Source organism: Neobacillus thermocopriae (assembly GCF_010975035.1).
Lineage (GTDB): Bacteria > Bacillota > Bacilli > Bacillales > Cytobacillaceae > Neobacillus > Neobacillus thermocopriae.
In genome coordinates, this window is the sequence record NZ_JAAIUV010000012.1 from 18,325 (window position 1) to 40,530 (window position 22,206).

A 22,206-nucleotide genomic window follows, 5' to 3' on the forward strand; every position below is an offset into this window, starting at 1 on the left:
ATTTACCCTTCCCTGTGGAGATTATCCAAAAAAATTTAAATTAAGATGAAAAACTAGACGAGTAAAGAAATACCTCCATCAACAATAATGGTTTGCCCTCTGATCATACTTGATTGATCGGAAATTAAAAACATGACACAGTTAACCATATCATCAATTTCGACCATTCGGCCGGCTGGAGTTTTCTCAGCTGCTTCTTGTAGCAGTTCTTCCCGATTTGGAAAATGTTTCAGTGCTTCGGTATCAACCGCTCCTCCGGATACTGCATTTACAACAATATTTTTAGGTGCTAACTCAACCGCTAAATATCTTGTCAATGCTTCTAGTGCTGCTTTCGAAACACCTACTGCTGTGTAATTTTTCAAATAACGGATGGAACCTAGAGAGCTGATACTTACAATTTTTCCTCCACCATTTTTTTCCATTAATTTGGCAGCTTCCTGAGCGCAAAATAATAAAGCTTTACTGTTAATATTTAATGTCCAATCCCAATGCGATTCTTCCAATTCCATCGCTGGACGCTGCACACCAGATGCTGCATTATTCACAAATACATCTAGACGACCAAATTCCTGTTCAATTTGTGCAAACATATCTTTAATTTTGTTAACATCACCAACATTGGCTTTAACAACCAATGCCCTTCTTCCCAAAGCTTCAACTTGCTCAGCTGTTTCCAATGCACCTTTTTTGCTTCGTGCGTAATTAATAACAATATCATATCCAGCTTCTGCAAGCTTGATGGCAGTCGCCTTTCCTATTCCTCGACTGCTGCCGGTAATTAATGCTACCTTTTGCGTCATTTTTCATTTCCTTTCTAACTCTTTGTCTTGAGTTTAATTTTAGCTTTTCCATGCATAGAAGACAATGATTATACAAAACTTAGGCAAAAGATCCCTTATGAAAGGATGGAATGATATGTACACAGGACGGGATATGACAGAGCTTTCCATGATGTCCATATCAGATTGGAATAATGATGAGCTTGCTTTTTTTCATCATGCACTGCAACAAATGATACCTTATTTAAATAGTGAGGGGCAGACCATTCACAGAGAGATTATTGAGGAAATAGAAAGGCGAGGTGGGATCAAAACGCTAGGTAAATGACTATATTTTCTTCATTGAAAAGCAAAGAACGCCATTTTTATTTTGGCGTTCTTTGCTGTTTTAGGAATAATTGATACATTTTTTGATAAGAGACTGGGAAAGCATATTCCTCAATTTCTTCGGTTGAGACTAGTTTCCATTCGCTGTTCTCTTCAATTTTGTTATTTATGGTTCCAATATAAACTTTGATCTTCCATACAAGGTGAGAAAAAACATGTTCGATTTGTCCTATAACTTTGTTTAGATGAACATTTAAACCCAATGAATTTTCAAATAAATCCATTATAGTTCCCCGTTCATGCTGAATCGGATGATGGAGTTCCACGTTTGGAAATTCCCATAAATTTGCAAGTAATCCATCAGACGGACGTTTATGGATTAAGATTTTCCCGTCTTCATTTAATAAAACCGCCGCTGCTAACTGAACCTCACGGGTTTTTGTTTTTTTTGTTTTTACGGGGAGTTCATTTTGAACCCCTTCTTCAAATGCTTGACAATGTTCACGAACAGGACATAACAAGCATGATGGTGAGGTTGGAGTACAAATAAGTGCCCCAAGTTCCATTAACGCCTGATTAAAAGATGAAGGGTCTTCATGTGAAATGAGCTTCCTGACAGCTTCTTCAAACACTTTTCTAGTGGATGCCTTGGCAATGTCTTCCCAAATTAACAAAATTCTCGACAAGACTCTCATAACATTACCATCAACAGCCGGTTCTGGAATGCCATAGGCAATACTAAGAATCGCCCCCGCTGTATAAGGACCAACACCTTTTAGTGTGGCAATTTCCTCACGGGTGTCAGGTACCTTCCCATGATATTTTTCTTTTACCTCACGAACAGCAGATTGCAAATTTCTTACTCTAGAATAATAACCTAGTCCTTCCCATGCTTTTAAAACTTTATCCTCTTCAGCCTCAGCCAAAGCATCAATATCTGGGAACCATTCAATAAAGCGATTGAAATAAGGAATGACTGTGTCTACCCTCGTTTGCTGCAGCATGATCTCTGAAACCCATACTTTATAAGGATCCCGGTCCTTGCGCCAAGGCAAGTCACGCTTCTCTTGTTGAAACCAAGTTATTAAATCATTTTGAAAAGAAGTGATATTGATTTTATTGATATTTTTTAGTTCAATTAACATAACTAATAAAATCCTCCGCTATAAAACATGATAAATTAGGGGATATGATGAGAAATTCAAATGAACGTTGGTCATACTATATTTTAAAAATGTAAAAGCAGTCTGTTTTACGATAAGTCAATTTGTCCAATTTGACAAGAAGTGAAATAAAGGAGGATTTTCTTGGATACGGGAACTCACATTGTAATGGGCATAGCCCTTGGAGGGCTTGCCACTCTTGACCCTGTTGTTGCAGCAAGCTCTGCTACCACAACTAGTGTATTTATCGGCACCATTGTCGGGTCGCAAATTCCAGATATTGACACAGTTTTAAAACTTAGAAATAACGCTATTTATATTCGAAACCACCGCGGTGTTACACATTCCATACCCGCCGTTTTAATATGGCCTCTCCTTATTACTGCCGTTGTTTATTTTCTTTTTCCAGAAGCCAACATTCTGCATTTGTGGGCGTGGACATTTGCAGCTGTCTTTATTCATGTATTTGTTGACATTTTCAATGCTTACGGAACACAAGCACTAAGGCCATTTACCTCCAAATGGGTGGCGTTAGGGGTAATTAATACTTTTGATCCATTCATTTTTACGATTCACGTAGTTGGCATAATTATTTGGGCCTTGGGAGCAAATCCAGGCTATACTTTCCTAATTATGTATCTGATCATTTTTGGATACTATATTAAACGGTATCAAGCGAAAAAAAGAGTACTTGCTGAAGTTAGAAAGTTAATTCCGGATGCTACTGACATCATTATTGCCCCGACATTGAGGTTCCATCAATGGCGAATTGCAGCAATGAACGAGAATACCTTTTTTGTCGGTAGAGCAGAAAATGGAAAAGTAAACATTTTGGATCGTTTTCGACGGATTCCAGTCCCAAAAACCCCTGTGATTGAAGCGGCTAAAAATGATGAAAATGTATCTGCCTTTCTCTCCTTTTCACCCGTATATCGCTGGGAAGTGGATGAATACGATAACTATTACGAGGTTCGCTTTATCGACTTGCGGTATCGTAGCAATGGTCATTATCCATTTGTAGCCGTTGTTCAGCTGGATCGGGACTTAAAAGTGATTAATTCCTATACCGGTTGGGTGTACAGTGAGAAAAAGCTGCGAAAAAAATTAAGAATGATTCCCGGATAAATCTATATAGAAAGAATCGGCGTGGAAACCCAAGCCGATTTTTTTAATGGACATTATTATTTAGTTGGAAATATTTTTCATACTTTGGATTTGTTGCTATAAAATCATGAAGCTTATCCCCGTAATTTTCGATCCATTGTCTGACGATTCTTTCCGTCATTTCACTGCCCATATACTGCTGCCCTGCCTTGGCAAAGGTAGTCTCAAAATCCTCCCAAAGTAGTTCAATCCATGTACGGGCCTGATTATAGGAAAGTTGGTTATTCTTATCCAACAATATCTTTGTTAATCTTTCATGAAAATCATTCATTAATCATTCACTCCTTTTCCATTTTCTTTTAACATAAGCGATATATATAAGTAAATACTAACTATACGTGGTTGGCAAAGTGAATCGCTTTGTTTCTCACGTTTTCTCATTCCTTTTTATGGAGGTACATTATGAGAAATAAAGAAAGACTTTTCCCGAACCAAAATAACAATAAATTGGAAGGGGAACCGCAGGCTAAAGCAGAATATGCATCCAAACGAGCTGACGGTACCATTAATACCCATCCGCAAGAGCGAATGAGAGCGTCCGGACAACGGGAAGAATAGTCCTATGTCAATGTATAATGGAACAAGCCAGAGAAAGTTCATCTCTGGCTCTTTCCACTTATTTCAACCACTTTAACAGAGAAATCGGCAATGCTTCCTCTTTACCATCACCATTTAAGCGGTAACCCCATGCAAAAACCCCGTTCATGTAGTCTATTTTGAAATACTCCCCGGGAGCTCCTTCAATTTCATAAATTTCCCCTGGTTTGAACGAATCAGGATTCATTAAGTATGCGCGAGCCATTTGAACCTTTCTTTCTAATACTGCAAACTGATTAACCATTCCCATTTGCTCCGCTTTTCTCGCCTGTTCCTGTAGCTTGGAAATTTCCTGTCTTAACTCCTGTTCAGTCATTTCACTATATCGTTTCTCCTGATGCAACTTCCTCACTCCCATCCTTCTCTTTATTTTAGTATAGTAATTTTTGTACAATTAATAAAGTACAACTACTGAGTAGGAGGCAATTTTATGAAAACAATATTAATTACTGGTGGCGGTTCCGGATTAGGAAAGGAATTGGCCTTACTTTTATCCCAAAAAGGATTTCATCTATTACTTATAGGGAGAAACGCTGATAAATTATCAAACGTTAAAAATATGATTGAATCTCAAGGTGGAAAGGCAGATATCCTTACTTTAGATATTCGTAATAACAAAGAGATATTGGAGAAAATGGAGGAAGTTCGCGAGCAGTTTGATATTTTTGGAGTAGTCAACAATGCAGGTGTCGGCCATTTTGGACCGTTTCCTGAATTGACTGAGGAGCAAATCACCGAAATGCTAAACACGAATGTGTTAGGAACTATTTATATGACGAAAGCTGTATTACCTTTATTGCTTGAGCGTGGTGAAGGTCGTATCATGAATATCATTTCCACAGCAGGTTTGCGTGGCAAGGTACATGAAACTGTTTATTGTGCAAGCAAGTTTGCTGTTCGTGGTTTTACCGAAAGCCTTCAAAAAGAATACGAAAACAACAACATTAAAATCAATGCTGTGTACATGGGAGGCATGGATACTCCATTTTGGGACGAAAATAACTTCGTTAAAGATCGCTCACGGCTAAAATCCCCTAGAGAAGTGGCAGAAATCATTATAGAGAAGATGGATGAAGATACAATCATTATTGAAAAATAGAAAAGTACTCTGCACGATAAGATAAGGATCAGTATGCACTGGAACTCTCCTAACTGCGATGAAAGAATGAATGTCTTAAATTAATGTTACTTACTATCGAGGTGAAGGAGAGTTCGTTCACTCATTGCAAGAAAAAGTCGTATTGAAATTACATTTTTCGTCTACAACGATTAAGCATTCCCTTCCTTTTAGTAGACCCTCAATAAAAACTCATCCCGCTAATAAGTGAAGCCTAGAATAAATCCAACATATTGTAAAACCACGAAAAGAACTTACTTTACATTCTGTTCATGTACATTTCAAAAAATATTGTGTTATATTTTTTTATATTCTTAATTTTCTGATAGATAGGTGAGCTAATAATTTGGACAACTTTAGTAAATGGAAAGATTACTGAAATAGTTGAAAAATAAATAAAAAGCTTGTAGAGGTAAATATCCATTCGTAGTGCAACAAAAATGAATGTAACCTAAAAAGATCGGAGAGTGAAAAATGAGAAAGTATGCGCAGGTCTTACTAATCATTCCTTTTATAGGAATGTGCGTTCTTCTACCAATAGCCAATCGTATTGAACCTTATATATTAGGAATGCCTTTCTTATTATTTTGGCTTGTTTTATGGATGGTATTATCATCCCTTGTTCTGTTCATCGTTTATAAACTTGATCCTACGAATGAAGGAAGTGAATATGAATGAACAGTGCCCTGATCATCATCTTTATTACTGCCGCAATTGCTTTATTCTTAGGGATTCGGGCAAGCCGAGGAAAAGAAATGAACATCAATGAGTTTGCGGTTGGGAATAAGCGATTTGGCACATTAATCGTCTTCCTCTTAATTGCAGGTGAAGTATATACAACCTTTACCTTTTTAGGTGGTAGTGGATGGGCTTATTCTAAAGGAGCCGCAGCATATTATGTTCCAGCTTATATTTGCTTAGCATATGTGCTTTCTTATTGGATGATTCCAAAAATTTGGAGATTCGCGAAAAAGCATAACGTTATCTCTCAACCTCAGTATTTTATGAAAAACTATAATAGTAAAGCCCTTGGTGTTGTTGTTGCTTTTATCGGGTTAATTGCATTAATACCCTATATTGTTATCCAATTAAAAGGATTAGGAATTATTGTATCTGAATCTTCCTATGGAACCATTTCTCCCTTTATGGCGTCTACAATCGGTGCAGTTATTGTCACTATTTATGTGACCATCTCAGGGATCCATGGATCCGCTTGGAACGCAGTATTAAAGGATATCATGATTTTATTTGTCATTGTATTCTTAGGAATCTATATTCCATACCACTATTTTGGCGGGATCAAACCTTTATTTGAAGCCATCGAAAATGTGAAACCGGAAGCTTTAACATTTGCATCTGAAGGCTATAGTCAATCTTGGTTTATTTCTACCATCATTTTAAATGCTTTTGGGTTTTACTTATTACCTCAATCTTTTAGTGTAGTATTAACAGCTAAAAGTGAACGAGCCTTAAAGAAAAATGCCATCACATTGCCGTTGTATACGATATTAATTTTATTTGCCTTCTTTATTGGATTTTCAGCCATTATTCAAGTGCCAGGATTACAAGGCGCGGATGGTGACCTATCGCTGTTACGTCTCACGATGCAAACATTCGATCCTTGGTTTGTAGGTATTGTTGGCGGTGCAGGTTTACTTACTGCATTAGTACCAGTATCCGTTATGGTCATGTCCGGAGCAGTTGGTTTAATGACCGGTTTCTATACATTATTAAGACCAAACTCCAGCGATCGTCAGCAATTACTAGTATCTAAATTATTGGTAATATTCATTATTGTAACCGCCTATGTTTTCTCCATTATAGGAGGGAAAGCATTAGCCATTCTCAATATTATGTCTTATGGTTTAATTACCCAATTAGTTCCAGCTATGATTTTCGGCTTCTTTCAAACAAAATTTATGAATACTTACGGGGCCATTACTGGTATTGTAACCGGTGTATCGATCGTCTTATTTAACGCAGTTACTTCATTTAAATTAGCAGATATTTTCCCAAATATTCCAAGTATCATCAATGATATTAATATTGGTTTTGTAGCGATTGCAGTTAATATTTTAGTGGCAGTGGGTGTAAGTTTGGCAACAAACTCATTGGATACAAGAAAAAGTCCTAATATGGCAGAAGAATTTATCAAATAAGTAATAAAAATTAAAGAAATCATGACATCTGTCATGATTTTTCTTGTTCTGAAAGATATTTTTCTATTAGTTCCATCGAAAATCCTTTACGATAAAGTGTCTGTTTCATTCTTTGCTTCCATTCATAACCATCATATTTAGAAAGCTTCCGTAAAGCCTTCTCCCCTTGATAGCGGATGGCTTCCATTTCCTCGTCCTCTTCTTTATGCCTATCCATATCATCTATCACAATGTGGATGACCTCGTATGGATACCCTTTTCTTAACAACATTTGCTCAAGTTTTTGCTTTTGAATGCGAAATGATTCTTTCAAATTTTTTTTGAAAAACTTTTCACTGATTTTTGATACTTTTTCAATTTGCTGCTCTTGAGGAAACTCGTCAAGTGCCTGATTAATCAAGGCTTCAGAGATTCCTTTTTCCTTTAATTCCATCTTGATTACCTCTGGACCTTTATCAGTCGTGTTAACCTGTGTCCGAACATAGGCAGCAGCAAATTCACAGTCGTTTAAATATTTTTGTTCAGAAAGTTTCAGTAATACTTCATTTATTACCGGCTCATCCACCTCTTTTGAAATAAGGTAATCCCGCACTTCTTTTTCCGATCTCATTCTCCTCGCCAAGTAATGGACAGCTAAATTGTATGCCTTACGGATATCATCTTGATACTGAATTTCCATTAATGAAAACTCATCAATTTCCATTCCTTTTTTTAGATGAAATTTTATTAAAACATCACTATCTACACTAAATGCAAATTCTTCTCCTTGACCGGAATCCATATAAATATTGAACCGGTCTTTATTTTTCTGCTGTGTGGTGATTTTTGTAATGATTCCCATATCCCTTCACCTCACCTCTACTTTACCATTGAGTACATTTGTTATGAAGGAAAAAGATATTGGTATTCCATTGACCCTTAACTTATTAAATATATTTCCTAAAATACGGTATCATTCCATTTTTAAAAGGTAAAAATGGAGATGGGTACATTATGTACCATTTTACTTATTAAAATAATGGAAAGGATGATCAAATTGTCGGAAAAAAAGAAAAGAAATAGAGATCGTGAAAGAAGCCATTTAACAAGTATGCAAGAAGTTACATACGGCCATGAATTTAAAATGGCTGACAGAGCAGGCGGGTATTTAAAAAATAAAAGGTAATACCCAAACTGATTAATTTTTTCCATTAATCGACCCCATCCAAATTGTAAAAGCTAGTAAAGGGAGCATATTAAGCTCCACTAGTCACATTTGAAAGGGGTATTTTAATGGGCCGCTCAAGAGGACAAAAAACTCGTGATCGTAATAAAGCTTCACTCCCACAAGTTCCTAAAAACATGAAATCTGACGGAAATGATGTAGAATTCTCTAAAGAAATGGCAGATGGAGCTGACCTTGAGGCACTTTCCCGGGCCAATGCCGCCAACCAACGTGTCAATGCACGCAGAAAAAAATAATGGTGAAAAGAGTAAATGAAGCAGGTTTTTACCTGCTTCTTATTTTAATTAACTGTCACAGATTCCTTGGAAACGATTTTGGATTGAAACTCTCCTTCGATGGAAAAATAACGAATAGCGGTTTGTTGCTTTTCAAGGTGATTTAGATCATCCTTAGACGCTTTAACGACAAAAATCCCTTCCCCAATTTCTTCTTCAAGGCTAATGAATGGAGGGCAATTATGTGGTATTAATCCTTGTACAAGCCAATATTTTATTTTTTTATGCTGATTTGGAAGTACAGAAGAAGTTTTCACAGTTAGCTTCTTGGAGGATGACGATTGACAAACATAAACAAGATCTTCGATTACTGCACTTGCGGTTGGGAACATCCCAGCACCTGGACCTTGAAGTGTAATCCGTCCTACCAGATCGGAATGCACGGCTACTGCATTTTCTACCCCTTCCACATGATAAAAAGGGTGCTCACTTCCTACTAGAACAGGTTTAACCGATGCTTTAACTTGATTTCCCTCATTGATTAGGCTGGCAATATGTTTAAACTTCAATCCAATTTTTCCGGCAGTTTCCATCAATTCACTTGTTATGGAAGTGATTCCTTCTCGCTCAACTTCATCCCACTCAGGTTCCACTCCAAAGGCGATTTGGCTTAGAATCATTGTTTTATAAAATGCATCAAAGCCTTCAACATCATTCGTAGGATTCGCTTCTGCATAACCATTTTCCTGCGCCTGCAACAAACTTTCTTCAAACGACTGTTTTTTCTCTCTCATTTCTGTAAGAATAAAATTTGATGTACCATTTAAAATCCCTTCAATCTGCTGGACACGGTTAATTTTTAATAACTGTCTCAACGTTTGAATGACTGGTATTCCTCCGGCTACCGTTGCCTCGAATCCAACAGATACACTATTCTTTTCCGCCAGCTCAAGTAGCTCTTTTCCATGATGGGCGAACATTTCCTTATTAGCTGTAATCACGTGGCAGCCCCGCTGAATGACATTTTTCAAATATGTAAAAGCAGGTTCCTTATCGACAATTGCTTCAACAACCACATCCAGTTGAGGCAGTTGAAGGATTTCTTCAAAATTGGTAGTAACAAAAACTTCATCATGAATATTTCTTTTTCGATCTTTGTTTTTAATTAGAATAGCCGCTACTTCGACCTTTTTTCCTAAAACAGCTGACAGCTCATCAGAATGAGATTGAATGGTCCGATAAACTCCTTCACCAACCGTACCAAATCCGAGTATTGCCACTTTAATTACAGACATTTTCTCTTCCACCCCTTTACTAAAATGAAAAACCCTCTTCATAAGAAGAGGGCTTTTGTTTCCTCCTCTTATCTTTCAGGTAATAAACCTGCAGGAATTAGCACCTTTTCAAGGAATACCTTGAAGGTTGCCGGGCTTCATTGGGCCTAGTCCCTCCGCCACTCTGGATAAGAGTTATATTTCACTATTCATTATTTTCCAACATATTAATAACAATAATAGTCAACTATACTAAGGATGTCAATATTTCTCTTTTCAGAATAATCAATAAAACTTGTAAGAATTGATAAATTAGTACAAGTACACTAGGGTGAAAAGCATTTAAACTCCTGCGCAAATTCTGGTCAGGGATAAACCGCAGGCTAAATCACTTAGAAAATTCTCCAGTCCTCAAAAAACGAAGAACGTGGAGTAAAAATGATCTGTAAAGTATATCACTGTCTATTTTTAAAAGGGTTTTTCCATTCCATAAGAACCGCATAATTACAAGATTCTTCATCCTCGAGATAATCTTTGGCAATCCCAAGAGGAACTCTCCCGCATCGGAGTAGAAACGTGATAACAGGATCCTTTAACTGCCCGCTAATAATGGCTTGCAAATAGGCTTCTGGTGACATTTGATCAGCCACTTTATGGTAGCCTGGTATACGCCCTCCTCCGAGCAATCGATCATACCCTTTTTCAATTACGACATGGTACATAGCCTGCATCATTAATTTTCCTAGCCCAAGTTTGCGATACTTGGGACGAACACTAATGTCGACAATATATAAAGTATTACCGTTAGGGTCATGATTGCGAATATAACCGTGGTCAGTGATCTCTCCCCACGTATGGGCAGCATCATTTGGATCAAAGTCTACGCAAAGTCCGGTAAGTGACCCAGCTAATTCCCCATTGATCTCAACACATAAAGCTCCTTCTGGAAAAAGAGTAACATGATTGGTTAATTGCTCTTTGTTCCACCACAATTCCGATGGAAAAGGAGGTGGAAAACATTCGGACTGGATTTCAATAAGCTGATCAAAGTCGTCTTTCGTATAATTGCGAATACAAACTGGAATCGGACGATCTTGGTCAAAAACATACAATTCACTGTGATACACTTTACCAACCCCTCCATAAAACTATTTATAGTTCTTCTTTTTTTATTTCCAATCAGTGTACAGATCGGTTCTACGGTCGCGCCATGTCGTGACAGAACCACGCTCGCGAACTTCATATAATAATTGAAGGTCAAGGTCTGCGGTTACGATCATGTCATTATTGATTTCCCCTTGTACCTGTATGCCCTGCGGAGGGAATGGAATATCATTCGGTGTGATAACAGCAGCCTGCGCAAAATTAGCTCGCATAAAATCAACGGTTGGCAATGAGCCGACTGTTCCTGTTAGAACCACATATACCTGATTTTCAATTGCCCGAGCATGGCAGGTGTACCGGACTCGGTGGAACCCGTGGCGATCATCGGTACAAGATGGACAGAAAATAACGTCTGCTCCTTTTGCCTTGGCCATACGGACGATTTCTGGAAATTCAATATCATAGCATGTTAGAATGGCTATTTTTCCTTTTTCCGTTTCAAAAATTTGAAACGAATCTCCTTTGGCCATATTCCATTCGTTAACTTCGGTTGGGGTAATATGAAGTTTGGCCTGCTCGCCAATTCTGCCATCTGGATAAAATAAATGTGCTGTGTTATATAACTTGCCGTTTTTTTCTAAAACATGAGTTCCGGCAATAATATGCATATTGGTTTCTTTAGCGAATTTCGTGAACAGTTCACGGTAACTTTCAGTAAAGCTTGGTAAGTCGTTAATCGTTAAACTGTTCCCTTTTTCGTCTCCGATGGACAAAAGCTGTGTTGTAAAGAATTCAGGAAAAAGGACAAATTCAGCCCCAAATTCCTGGGCAGTTTTTATATAATGTTCACATTGAGCGGCAAATTCCTCAAAAGAATGGATCGTATGCAAATGATATTGTACTGCAGATACTCTCAGTTTCATGGGCAACCCTCCATGTGTAATATTTTGAAAAAAGGATTCCATATACAAATTATCTATAAATTAATATTTTAATACAAATAATATGCTGCAATAAACAGAAAAAGCCAGCAAACGTGGCTTTGTAGAGTTATTTACATAACAAATGAAAAACGTCATTTTTCACTTATCTAGTAAGTTTGGCCTCAGCTAGTTTAATTTGTTCACGTATCTGCTCTGGTGAAGTTCCCCCAAAACTGTTGCGGACGGCTACAACATGTTCCGGTGCTAACACATCGTAAATATCTTCTTCAAACAAACCACTAAACTGATGATACTCGTCAAGGGATAAATCCAATAAAAACTTACCTGATTGAATCGCATAAAGAACAATTTTTCCAATTACCTCATGTGCTTCACGGAACGGCAGTCCCTTGCGTACCAAATAATCAGCAATATCTGTCGCATTAGAAAAATCATTATTGATCGCTTTGCGCATAACTTCTTTATTAACAGTCATCGTTTCAATCATCGGTGCCAAAAGCTTTAATGAACCCTCTAAAGTTTCTGCCGTATCAAACATGCCTTCTTTGTCTTCTTGTAAATCTTTATTGTAGGCAAGTGGCAACCCTTTTAACACTGTCAACAAACCTACCAAATTACCATATACTCGCCCTGTTTTTCCACGAAGCAATTCCGGCACGTCCGGATTCTTTTTCTGCGGCATGATACTTGAGCCTGTACAGAAAGAATCATCAAGCTCGATAAATTGGAATTCTTGACTTGACCAAATCACCAACTCCTCGGATAAACGAGAAATATGGGTCATAATGATGGAACCAATGGACAAAAATTCAAGGATAAAATCACGATCACTGACGGCGTCCATGCTATTCGGATAAATCGTTTCAAATCCTAATATTTCAGCCACCCGCTCACGATTGATCGGGAAGGTGGTCCCTGCTAAAGCACCGGAACCGAGCGGAAGCCAGTTGATTCGTTTTAATGAATCTAACAATCTCTCCTTATCACGCTCAAGCATCCAGAAATAGGCCATCAAGTGGTGGGCAAACGAGACAGGCTGAGCTCGCTGCAGATGAGTATATCCTGGAATTAAAGTCTCGACATGTTCCTTTGCCTGACTAAGTATTGCCTTTTGTACATCTTCAATCAGTTTGATTAACTCTGTTGTTTTCGTGCGCAAATAAAGATGCATATCTGTTGCCACCTGGTCGTTCCGGCTGCGCCCAGTATGTAGCTTGCCCCCAACAGGCCCGATTTGTTCAATTAATAGCTTTTCAATATTCATATGAATGTCTTCATCTTCTACTGAGAAATTAACCTCATTTCGATCCACCTTTTCTTTGATCAAAAGAAGCCCGTCGATGATTTTTTCCGCATCCTCCTTCGGAATAATCCCGCACTCTCCTAACATTTGTACATGGGCTAGGCTCCCAGCAATATCCTCCTTGGCCAACTTTTGATCAAAAAAAATGGATGCTGTGAATTCCTCTACAAGCTTATTTGTTTCCTTGGTAAAACGTCCGCCCCATAACTTTGACATATCTTCTCCCCCCTAAATGTAAGAAGATTGCCCTCGAATCAGCTTCGAGGGCAATCCGAAAGTTAAAACAAATTATTGCTTTACAACCGATTCTTCTTTCTTGTTCACTTCAGAATAGACTTTTGTAGGAAGTCCCCAAAGCTTAATAAAACCAACTGCCGCGTTATGGTCAAATGCATCGCCCTTTGTATATGTTGCCAGTTCTTCATTGTACAAGCTGTGTACAGATTTGCGGCCCACTACCGTATGATTTCCCTTATGAAGCTTCACACGAATGGTGCCTGACACCACTTTTTGTGTTTCCTCAATAAAGGCATCTAAAGCTGCTTTTAACGGTGAATACCAAAGTCCCTCATAAATGATTTTCGCCATTTGCTGATCCACTTGTGTTTTGAACTGAGTCACTTCGCGAGGCAATGTTAAAAATTCCAATTCTTTATGGGCATTGATCAAAATCAGTGCTGCAGGATTCTCATATACTTCACGAGACTTAATTCCTACTAATCTATTTTCAATGTGATCAATACGGCCCACACCATGCTTGCCACCAACCTTGTTTAATGTTTCAATCAATTGAACAAGTGTCATTTTTTCTCCATTTAAAGCCACTGGTACGCCCTGTTCAAATTCAATTTCAACATATTCAGCAACATCCGGTGTTAATTCAATTGGATTCGTCCATTCGTATGCTTCTTCCGGCGCTTCTGCCCAAGGATCTTCCAAAACCCCAGCCTCACAAGCACGTCCCCAAATATTAGCATCAATTGAGAACGGATTATCCAAGTCTACCGGAATAGGAATACCGTGCTTTTTCGCATAATCAATTTCCTCGTCACGTGTCATCCCCCATTCACGGACCGGAGCAACCACTTTTAAGCTTGGATTGAGAGCCTGAACAGAAACTTCAAAACGAACTTGGTCATTTCCCTTACCAGTACAACCATGAGCCACTGCTGTGGCACCTTCTTGTTCAGCAATATCCACCAATAATTTTGAAATAAGTGGTCTTGATAATGCAGAAGATAACGGATACTTCCCTTCATATAAACAATTCGCTTTTAAAGCTGGTAAAATATAATCCTTTGCCAGCATTTCTTTTGCGTCCACCATAATGGCTTTGATCGCCCCAACATTCAATGCTTTGTTTTTAATAGCTTCTAAGTCTTTCCCCTCACCAACATCGAGACCTAATGCAATCACATCATAACCATATTTTTCTTGGATCCATTTCACGGAAACAGATGTATCTAAACCACCAGAATATGCTAATACGATTTTTTCCTTAGCCATTGTTACGCTCCTTATTTATCAGTTTTGTATTATTATTCATATTTAAGTATTATTATACATTTAATTTTAAAAAAATCCACTATTAACCTAGTAATAATTTTAAAATGGCTTTTTGTGCATGAAGACGATTTTCAGCCTCATCAAAAACCACGGAATGAGGACCATCGATTATCTCTGCTGTTACCTCTTCACCACGATGAGCTGGCAAGCAATGCAAGAAGATAAAATCTTCTTTCGCATATTGACAAAGCTCCTGATTCACTTGATAGCCCTGAAAATCTTTTAACCTCTTTTCAGTCTCCATTTCCTGTCCCATACTGGTCCAAACATCTGTAACGATGACATCTGCATTCTTAATTGCCTCTAGAGGATCATTCGTTACCGTTACTGTGCTTCCCGTTTGCTTCCCAACTTTTATCGCCTTTTCAGTAATCGCCTCATCCGGTAAATATCCTTGCGGGCTGGCGATACTAATATTCATTCCAACCTTAACCGCACCTTCCATTAATGAATGTGCCATATTATTATAACCATCACCAATGTAGCAAAGTTTTAAGCCGGCCAATTTCCCCTTATGCTCTAATATTGTTAACAGGTCCGCTAACACTTGGGTTGGATGCTGTAAATCGGTTAATCCATTAATAACAGGTATGGTTGCATGCTCTGCCAATTCTTCCACGGAATCATGAGAAAATGTTCGGATCATAATGCCATCCACATAGCGAGATAGCACTTTTGCCGTATCAGAAATGCTTTCCCCTCTGCCAAGCTGAATATCCTTAGAGCTTAAGAAAATCGCATGTCCCCCAAGCTGCAACATCCCCACTTCAAACGACACTCTGGTGCGCGTAGAAGATTTTTCAAAAATCATTCCTAATACTTTACCAGCAAGATAAGGATGTGGCTTGCCTTGTTTTTGCATCGCTTTTAATTCTTGCGCTTCTTCAAGTAAATAAAGGATTTCCTCTTGTGTAAAATCAGAGAGCTGCAAAAAATCTTTCCCTTTAAATAACAATTCACTTGGCTTAATGGCATTTAGCATGAACGGCACCTCTTTTCTCTAATTTATGAAATTCACTTACGGTCTTTACTTCTATATCAGAAGTAAATCCTTTTAATCGTTCCATCATTACTTTTACTGTATCCAGATGGGTAAGGACCGGCACCTTAAATCGAATCGCCTGCTCACGAATTTGAAACCCAAATTTCTGTTTATTTCTCCCTTGATTTGGAATATTTACAACCAACTTTACCATTTGATTTTTAAATAATTGCTGAACATCTTGTTCATCTTTAACTACCTTTTCAACAGGAATCCCATGGCTTTGAAGAAAATGGGCTGTTCCTTCTGTGGCTGCCAAATTGTATTTTGTTTTCAACTGTTGGAAAATTTGCAGGCTCTCAGGCTTTTCCCGATCTGCAATTGAACAGAAAATATAATCACCTACAACCGAACCAGAAATAGACGGTAAAGCTTTATCAAGTGCCTGTTGATAATTCATGTCGATTCCAAGTGCTTCTCCAGTAGATTTCATTTCAGGTCCAAGCACATGGTCGACTCCTTTCAGCTTACTTGATGAAAAGATCGGTGCTTTCACAGAATAATAGTTTGGTTCTACTAATAACCCAGTTGTTGGACATAAATCAGTTAACGACTCACCCATTTGGACTCTTACGGCCCACTCAATCATTGGCACCCCTGTGACCTTGCTCATGATTGGCACGGTTCTAGAGGAACGTGGGTTAACCTCTAAGACATAAACTGTATTTCCATGGATAACGAACTGGATATTCATCATCCCTTTGATTTGCGCGGCTATTGCAATACGGTTCGCATAATCGATTAGCACTTCTTTTGTTTGTTCATCCAATGAAATAGGCGGGAACACGGATATACTGTCACCGGAGTGAACTCCTGCTTTTTCAATATGCTCAAAGATACCTGGAACAACGATATTCTTTCCATCACTTATGACATCAATTTCACATTCAAGCCCAGGTAGGTATTTGTCCACTAATAATGGCCACATTTTTTCATGTGAATTTTGTTGTAGTTGCTGGATGTATCCCAATAATTCTTCTTTTGAAAAAATAGTAAACATTGACTGTCCGCCAATTACGTAAGACGGTCTTACGAGTACGGGATATCCGAGTTCTGTTGCTGCTTCCAACAATTGATCCACATTTTCGGCCGTTTTGCCTTCAATATGTGGAATATTCAAGTCCTCAAGCAATTGATAAAATTCTTTTCTGTCCTCTAAAAGGTCCACATCCTTTACGGAAGTACCCAAGATAGGAATGCCTTCCTCTTCCAATGCATGCGCTAAATTAATCGCCGTTTGACCACCAAATTGAATCAATACTCCTTCAACCTGTTCCTTTTCAATGACATGAAGGACATCCTCAACAGCAAGTGGTTCAAAATACAATCGATCAGCTACAGAATAGTCCGTACTTACCGTCTCTGGGTTATTATTCATGACAACCGCTTCATACCCTTTTTTCTTGATGGCCTTGGCAGCATGAACAGAACAGTAGTCAAATTCAATTCCTTGACCAATTCTAATTGGTCCTGACCCGATGACTAGAATTTTTTTCGAATTAGTCGTTTCGACTTCATCAAAACCGTGCCAAGTAGAGTAATAGTAAGGTGTCACCGCATCAAACTCTGCCGAACAGGTATCCACCATCTTATATCCCGGTTTCCAATTCAATTCCTTCCTCTTATCTCTAACTTGTTTTTCCGGAATTTTATAAATTTGAGACAATAGCTTATCCGAGATATTATATCGTTTTGCTTCTTTTAATAATGAAACAGGAACATTGCCCCAATCATAGGTTGCCAGTTTCTTTTCCAACTCAACCATTGCGCTTATTTTGTGTAAAAACCAAAAATCAATTTGCGTTAATTGCTGAATTTTTTCAATGGAGATCCCTCTTCTAAATGCTTCAGCAAGGACGAATAGTCGCTGGTCATTGGCCGTTTCAAGCAGTTTGAATAATTCTGCTTCCTTTATGGATTGAACACTTTCTTGGCATAAACCGTATACATTCATTTCCAGCGAACGAATCGCTTTATTTAGGGCTCCCTCAAAGGTTCGATCTATCGCCATAACTTCACCAGTTGCTTTCATTTGCGTGCCAAGCGTTCGATCCGCTTCAGGAAACTTATCAAATGGGAAACGTGGTAGTTTAACCACGATATAATCAATCGCCGGTTCAAATGAAGCAAAGGTATTGCCTGTTATCGGATTGATAATTTCATCCAAATGATAGCCTATGGCACATTTTGCCGCCATCCTTGCAATTGGATAACCAGTAGCTTTCGAGGCAAGGGCAGATGAACGGCTAACCCGAGGGTTTACTTCAATAATGTAGTATTGGTTGGATTCTGGGTTTAGTGCAAACTGGATATTGCATCCTCCAATAATCTCTAATTCTCTAATGACCTTAATTGAAACGTCACGGAGCATTTGATATTGAACATCTGTTAATGTTTGTGATGGAGCCACAACGATGGAATCGCCAGTATGTACACCAACCGGATCCATGTTTTCCATATTGCAGACAATGATGCATGTATCATTTGCGTCTCGCATGACCTCATATTCAATTTCCTTCCACCCTTTAATGCTTTTCTCTAAAAGCACTTGGTGAATCGGACTTGCTGCTAAACCTTTTTTTAGAACAACTTCAAGCTCTTGTTCGTTATGGGCAAAGCCTCCGCCATCACCGCCCAACGTATAGGCTGGGCGCACAATAACCGGAAAGCCAATCTCCTTAACGAATTGGACGCCCTCTTCATAAGTATGAATGATCGACGATTCCGGAATCGGTTCACCAATTTTTAGCATTAAATTACGAAATTTCTCACGATCCTCCCCTTTTTTAATCGACTCAACGGAAGTCCCGAGGAGTTCTACTTGATATTTATCAAGGATTTTTTGTTCATAAAGCTGAACAGCCAGATTCAACCCTGTTTGACCGCCAAGCGTTCCAATGATCCCGTCTGGCTTTTCTTTCTGAATAATTTTTTCAATCGTTTCAACTGTTAACGGTTCAATATAGACTTTATCGGCAATGGTTTCGTCTGTCATGATTGTCGCCGGGTTATTGTTGATGAGGACAACCTCTATTCCTTCTTCTTTAAGTGCAATGCAAGCCTGGGTTCCAGCATAATCAAATTCTGCTGCCTGCCCAATGACAATAGGCCCAGAGCCGATAACAAGTACTTTTTTTAGCTTTTTATTTAATGGCATAACGTGTCTCTCCCAATGAAGCAATCTGAGTTACAAATTCAGTGATAATATGAACGGTATCGTTCGGTCCCGGATGGGCTTCCGGATGGAATTGTACAGTTTGGATTGGATAATGTTTATGTTTCAATCCTTCAATAGATTTATCGTTCACATTCAAGTAAGTGATTTTGAAAACGTTCTTATCAATACTTGAATCAACGACGACATAGCCATGATTTTGGGAAGTAATTTTTACTTTTCCAGTTGACAATTCTTTCACTGGATGATTTCCTCCACGATGTCCATAGGCAAGCTTCTCCGTTTGTGCTCCATAGGCAAGGGCAATTAATTGATGGCCAAGGCAAATACCTAGGGATGGATAATGCTGGCTAATTTTCTTAATTTCCGGGAACCATTTTTTTAACTCCATCGGATCGCCAGGTCCATTGCTAAATAGGACACCATCTGGATCTATGGCTTTTATTTTTTCAAATGGGGTAGAGTATGGCACAACCGTCACTGCACAGCCTTCATCCAAAAGAGCGGTAAGAATAGATTTTTTATAACCAAAGTCCATTAAAACCACATGAGGTCCTTTATTTTTAAAATATTTCGTTTTCTTTGTTGATACTTTTTCCACCCAAAAAGTGTTTTTTACTGGCGGCAGCTCCTCTTTTTTTGTGTGACTTAAATACCCTCTTACGGTCCCACGACTACGGACCGTTTTCACGAGAAGTCTTGTATCGACCCCAGCAATTCCTGTAACACCGGCTTGTGCTAATTTATCAGAAAATTTTTGGATGGATTGATAATGGCTAGGTGTTTCACATAAATCTCCGATGACAACCCCTGCCAGTGCCGGTGAAATGCTTTCGTCATCCATCGCATTGATTCCATAGTTTCCGATGATTGGATAACAAAATGTGATGATTTGACCAGCATAGGAAGGATCCGTAATAATTTCCTGATATCCAGTCATGCTCGTATTAAATACCACTTCACCGAGGGAATCCTTCTTAGCACCAATCAATACCCCTTCAAACACTTCTCCCGTTTCCAAAGTAAGATACCCCTGTTCCAACTAACCTCACTCGCCTTTCTCTAAACTTTGGAACGTTTTTTCCAATGCTATCATACATTCGTTTATTTCTTCTTGTGTTACATTTAGTGGAGGCAAAATCCGTACCACCTTTGGACCCGCAGTTAGAATTAAGAGTTTATATTGGATGGCCTTTTTAACAATAGCTAATGCATCTGTTTCAACCACCAAGCCCTTTAATAATCCTTTGCCACGGATCTCTTTAATACAAGTGTACTTCTTCTTCAGACTTTCAAGCTGCTGGTCGAGGTACACTGAAATTTCTTTCACGTGTGTCAGTATATTACTCTCAAGTAAGTGTGAAATCGTTGCTATTCCAGCTGCCGTGGCTAAGGGATTCCCTCCAAAGGTACTGCCATGTGTGCCAGGCTCGAAGCCCTTTGCTACTTTTTCTTTAGCAATGATCGCTCCGATTGGGAATCCAGAACCGAGTCCTTTAGCTAGACTAATCACATCCGGTTGAATGGAGTATTGTTGATAAGCAAATAGGGTTCCCGTTCTTCCCATTCCCGTCTGAATTTCGTCAACCATCAAGAGAATGTCGTTTTCTTTACAAATTTGGGATAGCTTTTGCACCCAAGTTGGTTCAGCTGGTATGACGCCTCCTTCTCCTTGAACAAGTTCAAAAAGAACCGCTGCCGGTTTGATAATGCTTAATTCTTCAAGTGATGCCACATCGTTAAACGGAAGGTAACTAAATCCAGGCATTAAAGGGGCAAAACCATGTTGAATTTTTTCCTGACCAGTAGCAGTTAAAGTAGCTAATGTTCGGCCATGGAAGGATTGCTGAAAGGTCACAATTTGAACGGAATTGCTTCCCTTCACTTTGCTAGCATATCTTCTTGCAAGTTTAATTGCTGCTTCATTTGCTTCCGCCCCACTGTTGCAAAAGAAAACTTGATCACCGCAGGAATTAGCTGTTAGTAAAGCGGCAAGCTTTTCTTGATTTGGAATATGATAAAGGTTAGAACAATGCCATAAATTCTGCAGTTGTTCCTCCAGTGTTTTTTTTACTGCATCCGGAACATGTCCTAGATTGCAAGTGGCGATTCCGGAAGTGAAATCTAAATATTTGGACCCTTTGTCATCCCACACATAACTCCCTTTCCCTTTTACAAGGGTAACTGGGAAACGAGAGTAGGTTGGCATAATGGGCGTTGCCATGGAGATGGAATTATTTGATGTCATCATGCAATCTCCTCTTCTAGTACAATTTTTGTACCTATTTTTTTACCGTTCACGTAATCAATCAAACTACTTTTTTCTAAACCACTAATGATGGCCACCTCATGGATGTTATGGACAAGCCCATCGATTGCCGCTTTTACCTTTGGGATCATGCCACCATAGATGATTTTCTTTTCAATCATTTCTTCGATAACTGCTTTGGATACTTTATCAAGTTTCTGTTTAGTCCCGTTTTTTTCCACTAAGATTCCCGGGATATCACTGATAAAACAAAGATTTGCCTGTAGTGCTTTAGCAATCGCGGAAGCAGCTATATCACCGTTGATATTGTATCGCTGACCAAATGCGTCGATTCCAATGGGGGAAATGACCGGGATGCTTCCTTGAGCAATAATCCCTTCAATTACTAAGTGTTTCACCTCTTCCACTTCACCAACAAAACCTAATTCATTTGCATTTTGAACGGGCTTTGTTTGGAGTAGACCACCGTCAACTCCACTCACGCCGATTGCCGTACCCCCTACTTCAATCAGATTCCGAACAACTTGCTTATTGACCATACCACTCAAAACCATCTCAACAATATCCAAAACATCTTGATTCGTTACCCTCAAGCCATTAACAAATTTCGTTTCAATATTTAAGCTTTTCACTAATTGATTGATCATAGGGCCACCACCATGGACGATAATGGGTGTCCATTCACCAGTTTGATGGAGGGAAACGATGTCTTCATAAAAGGATCTCGGTAGATTTTCTAACACACTTCCGCCACACTTAATGACTAAGTATTTCATTTCG

23 protein-coding genes and 1 riboswitch are annotated in these 22,206 nt (G+C 38.7%); of the genes, 8 read left to right on the forward strand and 15 right to left on the reverse strand.

Features of this window, described 5'->3' with window-relative positions:
- Positions 1 to 53: 53 nt before the first annotated feature.
- Positions 54 to 803 carry an enoyl-[acyl-carrier-protein] reductase FabL gene (gene fabL, locus G4Z05_RS09055; protein WP_163251652.1) on the reverse strand — a complete coding sequence of 250 codons (750 nt, stop codon included), beginning with the start codon at positions 801 to 803 and terminating at the stop codon, positions 54 to 56.
- 115 nt (positions 804 to 918) lie between these two features.
- On the opposite strand from fabL, the gene G4Z05_RS09060 reads away from it, so the two are divergent.
- A complete protein-coding gene (locus tag G4Z05_RS09060; protein ID WP_163251654.1) occupies positions 919 to 1,110 on the forward strand; it encodes a hypothetical protein in 192 nt (63 codons plus the stop codon).
- Positions 1,111 to 1,147: 37 nt separating this feature from the next.
- On the opposite strand, the gene mutY is transcribed toward G4Z05_RS09060, so the two are convergent.
- A complete protein-coding gene (gene mutY, locus G4Z05_RS09065; protein WP_163251656.1) occupies positions 1,148 to 2,254 on the reverse strand; it encodes an A/G-specific adenine glycosylase in 1,107 nt (368 codons plus the stop codon).
- A gap of 162 nt (positions 2,255 to 2,416) precedes the next feature.
- Here mutY and G4Z05_RS09070 point away from each other — a divergent pair, with 162 nt between their 5' ends.
- Entirely contained in the window at positions 2,417 to 3,397 is a 981-nt protein-coding gene (locus G4Z05_RS09070; protein WP_038539934.1) for a metal-dependent hydrolase, read from the forward strand.
- A gap of 43 nt (positions 3,398 to 3,440) precedes the next feature.
- Here the strand turns inward: G4Z05_RS09070 and G4Z05_RS09075 are convergent, their stop codons facing one another.
- Positions 3,441 to 3,707, reverse strand: coding sequence for a YfhJ family protein (locus tag G4Z05_RS09075; protein ID WP_038539932.1), 267 nt, complete (start codon positions 3,705 to 3,707; stop codon positions 3,441 to 3,443).
- 131 nt (positions 3,708 to 3,838) lie between these two features.
- Here G4Z05_RS09075 and G4Z05_RS09080 point away from each other — a divergent pair, with 131 nt between their 5' ends.
- Complete coding sequence (locus tag G4Z05_RS09080) at positions 3,839 to 3,994, forward strand: small, acid-soluble spore protein K (protein ID WP_038539929.1); 156 nt, start codon at positions 3,839 to 3,841, stop codon at positions 3,992 to 3,994.
- A 58-nt stretch (positions 3,995 to 4,052) separates the two neighbouring features.
- Here G4Z05_RS09080 and G4Z05_RS09085 read toward each other — a convergent pair whose 3' ends face one another.
- Complete coding sequence (locus G4Z05_RS09085) at positions 4,053 to 4,376, reverse strand: YfhH family protein (protein ID WP_269153303.1); 324 nt, start codon at positions 4,374 to 4,376, stop codon at positions 4,053 to 4,055.
- 87 nt (positions 4,377 to 4,463) lie between these two features.
- Here G4Z05_RS09085 and G4Z05_RS09090 point away from each other — a divergent pair, with 87 nt between their 5' ends.
- The 3 genes from G4Z05_RS09090 to G4Z05_RS09100 all read left to right on the forward strand — a co-directional run bounded on the left by G4Z05_RS09090 (position 4,464) and on the right by G4Z05_RS09100 (position 7,309).
- Positions 4,464 to 5,132, forward strand: a complete 669-nt coding sequence (locus tag G4Z05_RS09090; RefSeq protein WP_038539923.1) for an SDR family NAD(P)-dependent oxidoreductase — start codon at positions 4,464 to 4,466, stop codon at positions 5,130 to 5,132.
- Between the two features lie 492 nt (positions 5,133 to 5,624).
- Complete coding sequence (locus G4Z05_RS09095; protein WP_038539920.1) at positions 5,625 to 5,828, forward strand: DUF3311 domain-containing protein; 204 nt, start codon at positions 5,625 to 5,627, stop codon at positions 5,826 to 5,828.
- Positions 5,825 to 7,309, forward strand: coding sequence for a sodium:solute symporter family protein (locus G4Z05_RS09100; RefSeq protein ID WP_038539917.1), 1,485 nt, complete (start codon positions 5,825 to 5,827; stop codon positions 7,307 to 7,309). Before G4Z05_RS09095 ends, G4Z05_RS09100 begins: the two co-directional genes overlap by 4 nt.
- A gap of 31 nt (positions 7,310 to 7,340) precedes the next feature.
- On the opposite strand, the gene recX is transcribed toward G4Z05_RS09100, so the two are convergent.
- Positions 7,341 to 8,150 (reverse strand): recombination regulator RecX, encoded by an 810-nt coding sequence (gene recX, locus G4Z05_RS09105; RefSeq protein ID WP_038539915.1) that lies wholly within the window; start codon positions 8,148 to 8,150, stop codon positions 7,341 to 7,343.
- 195 nt (positions 8,151 to 8,345) lie between these two features.
- On the opposite strand from recX, the gene G4Z05_RS09110 reads away from it, so the two are divergent.
- Together G4Z05_RS09110 and G4Z05_RS09115 are read left to right on the forward strand one after the other, a co-directional pair.
- On the forward strand, positions 8,346 to 8,474 hold the full coding sequence (locus G4Z05_RS09110) for a YfhE family protein (RefSeq protein ID WP_081905137.1): 129 nt from the start codon (positions 8,346 to 8,348) through the stop codon (positions 8,472 to 8,474).
- A 107-nt stretch (positions 8,475 to 8,581) separates the two neighbouring features.
- Positions 8,582 to 8,770 (forward strand): YfhD family protein, encoded by a 189-nt coding sequence (locus G4Z05_RS09115; RefSeq protein WP_038539912.1) that lies wholly within the window; start codon positions 8,582 to 8,584, stop codon positions 8,768 to 8,770.
- Between the two features lie 44 nt (positions 8,771 to 8,814).
- Here the strand turns inward: G4Z05_RS09115 and G4Z05_RS09120 are convergent, their stop codons facing one another.
- From G4Z05_RS09120 to argB, 10 genes are all read right to left on the reverse strand, one after another.
- Positions 8,815 to 10,044, reverse strand: a complete 1,230-nt coding sequence (locus G4Z05_RS09120; RefSeq protein ID WP_038542149.1) for a homoserine dehydrogenase — start codon at positions 10,042 to 10,044, stop codon at positions 8,815 to 8,817.
- A 65-nt stretch (positions 10,045 to 10,109) separates the two neighbouring features.
- Positions 10,110 to 10,218, reverse strand: a riboswitch (SAM riboswitch).
- A 260-nt stretch (positions 10,219 to 10,478) separates the two neighbouring features.
- Positions 10,479 to 11,150 (reverse strand): GNAT family N-acetyltransferase, encoded by a 672-nt coding sequence (locus tag G4Z05_RS09125; RefSeq protein WP_163251658.1) that lies wholly within the window; start codon positions 11,148 to 11,150, stop codon positions 10,479 to 10,481.
- Between the two features lie 42 nt (positions 11,151 to 11,192).
- The gene (locus G4Z05_RS09130) at positions 11,193 to 12,050 is read right to left on the reverse strand and encodes a carbon-nitrogen hydrolase family protein (protein WP_038539906.1); all 858 of its coding nucleotides are present in this window, start codon (positions 12,048 to 12,050) and stop codon (positions 11,193 to 11,195) included.
- A gap of 163 nt (positions 12,051 to 12,213) precedes the next feature.
- Positions 12,214 to 13,590, reverse strand: coding sequence for an argininosuccinate lyase (argH, locus tag G4Z05_RS09135; protein WP_038539903.1), 1,377 nt, complete (start codon positions 13,588 to 13,590; stop codon positions 12,214 to 12,216).
- Positions 13,591 to 13,662: 72 nt separating this feature from the next.
- Positions 13,663 to 14,880, reverse strand: a complete 1,218-nt coding sequence (locus G4Z05_RS09140; protein ID WP_163251660.1) for an argininosuccinate synthase — start codon at positions 14,878 to 14,880, stop codon at positions 13,663 to 13,665.
- 82 nt (positions 14,881 to 14,962) lie between these two features.
- Positions 14,963 to 15,922 carry an ornithine carbamoyltransferase gene (argF, locus tag G4Z05_RS09145; RefSeq protein ID WP_163251662.1) on the reverse strand — a complete coding sequence of 320 codons (960 nt, stop codon included), beginning with the start codon at positions 15,920 to 15,922 and terminating at the stop codon, positions 14,963 to 14,965.
- The gene (carB, locus tag G4Z05_RS09150; protein WP_163251664.1) at positions 15,906 to 19,139 is read right to left on the reverse strand and encodes a carbamoyl-phosphate synthase (glutamine-hydrolyzing) large subunit; all 3,234 of its coding nucleotides are present in this window, start codon (positions 19,137 to 19,139) and stop codon (positions 15,906 to 15,908) included. Before carB ends, argF begins: the two co-directional genes overlap by 17 nt.
- Complete coding sequence (locus G4Z05_RS09155) at positions 19,126 to 20,199, reverse strand: carbamoyl phosphate synthase small subunit (RefSeq protein ID WP_163251666.1); 1,074 nt, start codon at positions 20,197 to 20,199, stop codon at positions 19,126 to 19,128. Before G4Z05_RS09155 ends, carB begins: the two co-directional genes overlap by 14 nt.
- A gap of 6 nt (positions 20,200 to 20,205) precedes the next feature.
- Positions 20,206 to 21,405 carry an acetylornithine transaminase gene (locus G4Z05_RS09160; protein ID WP_163251668.1) on the reverse strand — a complete coding sequence of 400 codons (1,200 nt, stop codon included), beginning with the start codon at positions 21,403 to 21,405 and terminating at the stop codon, positions 20,206 to 20,208.
- Positions 21,405 to 22,202 carry an acetylglutamate kinase gene (argB, locus tag G4Z05_RS09165; RefSeq protein ID WP_163183471.1) on the reverse strand — a complete coding sequence of 266 codons (798 nt, stop codon included), beginning with the start codon at positions 22,200 to 22,202 and terminating at the stop codon, positions 21,405 to 21,407. The genes G4Z05_RS09160 and argB overlap by 1 nt, the downstream gene beginning before the upstream one ends.
- Between the last annotated feature and the right edge of the window lie 4 nt (positions 22,203 to 22,206).

What these genes read in the sequence shown, in the direction of transcription:
- G4Z05_RS09100 (WP_038539917.1), top strand. Translation starts at nt 5,825, where the DNA reads ATGAACAGTGCCCTGATCATCATCTTTATTACTGCCGCAATTGCTTTA.
- G4Z05_RS09060 (WP_163251654.1), top strand. Translation starts at nt 919, where the DNA reads ATGTACACAGGACGGGATATGACAGAGCTTTCCATGATGTCCATATCA.
- mutY (WP_163251656.1), bottom strand. Translation starts at nt 2,254, where the DNA reads ATGTTAATTGAACTAAAAAATATCAATAAAATCAATATCACTTCTTTT.
- G4Z05_RS09095 (WP_038539920.1), top strand. Translation starts at nt 5,625, where the DNA reads ATGAGAAAGTATGCGCAGGTCTTACTAATCATTCCTTTTATAGGAATG.
- G4Z05_RS09140 (WP_163251660.1), bottom strand. Translation starts at nt 14,880, where the DNA reads ATGGCTAAGGAAAAAATCGTATTAGCATATTCTGGTGGTTTAGATACA.
- carB (WP_163251664.1), bottom strand. Translation starts at nt 19,139, where the DNA reads ATGCCATTAAATAAAAAGCTAAAAAAAGTACTTGTTATCGGCTCTGGG.
- G4Z05_RS09075 (WP_038539932.1), bottom strand. Translation starts at nt 3,707, where the DNA reads ATGAATGATTTTCATGAAAGATTAACAAAGATATTGTTGGATAAGAAT.
- argB (WP_163183471.1), bottom strand. Translation starts at nt 22,202, where the DNA reads ATGAAATACTTAGTCATTAAGTGTGGCGGAAGTGTGTTAGAAAATCTA.
- G4Z05_RS09090 (WP_038539923.1), top strand. Translation starts at nt 4,464, where the DNA reads ATGAAAACAATATTAATTACTGGTGGCGGTTCCGGATTAGGAAAGGAA.
- fabL (WP_163251652.1), bottom strand. Translation starts at nt 803, where the DNA reads ATGACGCAAAAGGTAGCATTAATTACCGGCAGCAGTCGAGGAATAGGA.
- argF (WP_163251662.1), bottom strand. Translation starts at nt 15,922, where the DNA reads ATGCTAAATGCCATTAAGCCAAGTGAATTGTTATTTAAAGGGAAAGAT.
- G4Z05_RS09115 (WP_038539912.1), top strand. Translation starts at nt 8,582, where the DNA reads ATGGGCCGCTCAAGAGGACAAAAAACTCGTGATCGTAATAAAGCTTCA.
- G4Z05_RS09130 (WP_038539906.1), bottom strand. Translation starts at nt 12,050, where the DNA reads ATGAAACTGAGAGTATCTGCAGTACAATATCATTTGCATACGATCCAT.
- G4Z05_RS09080 (WP_038539929.1), top strand. Translation starts at nt 3,839, where the DNA reads ATGAGAAATAAAGAAAGACTTTTCCCGAACCAAAATAACAATAAATTG.
- recX (WP_038539915.1), bottom strand. Translation starts at nt 8,150, where the DNA reads ATGGGAATCATTACAAAAATCACCACACAGCAGAAAAATAAAGACCGG.
- argH (WP_038539903.1), bottom strand. Translation starts at nt 13,590, where the DNA reads ATGTCAAAGTTATGGGGCGGACGTTTTACCAAGGAAACAAATAAGCTT.
- G4Z05_RS09160 (WP_163251668.1), bottom strand. Translation starts at nt 21,405, where the DNA reads ATGACATCAAATAATTCCATCTCCATGGCAACGCCCATTATGCCAACC.
- G4Z05_RS09120 (WP_038542149.1), bottom strand. Translation starts at nt 10,044, where the DNA reads ATGTCTGTAATTAAAGTGGCAATACTCGGATTTGGTACGGTTGGTGAA.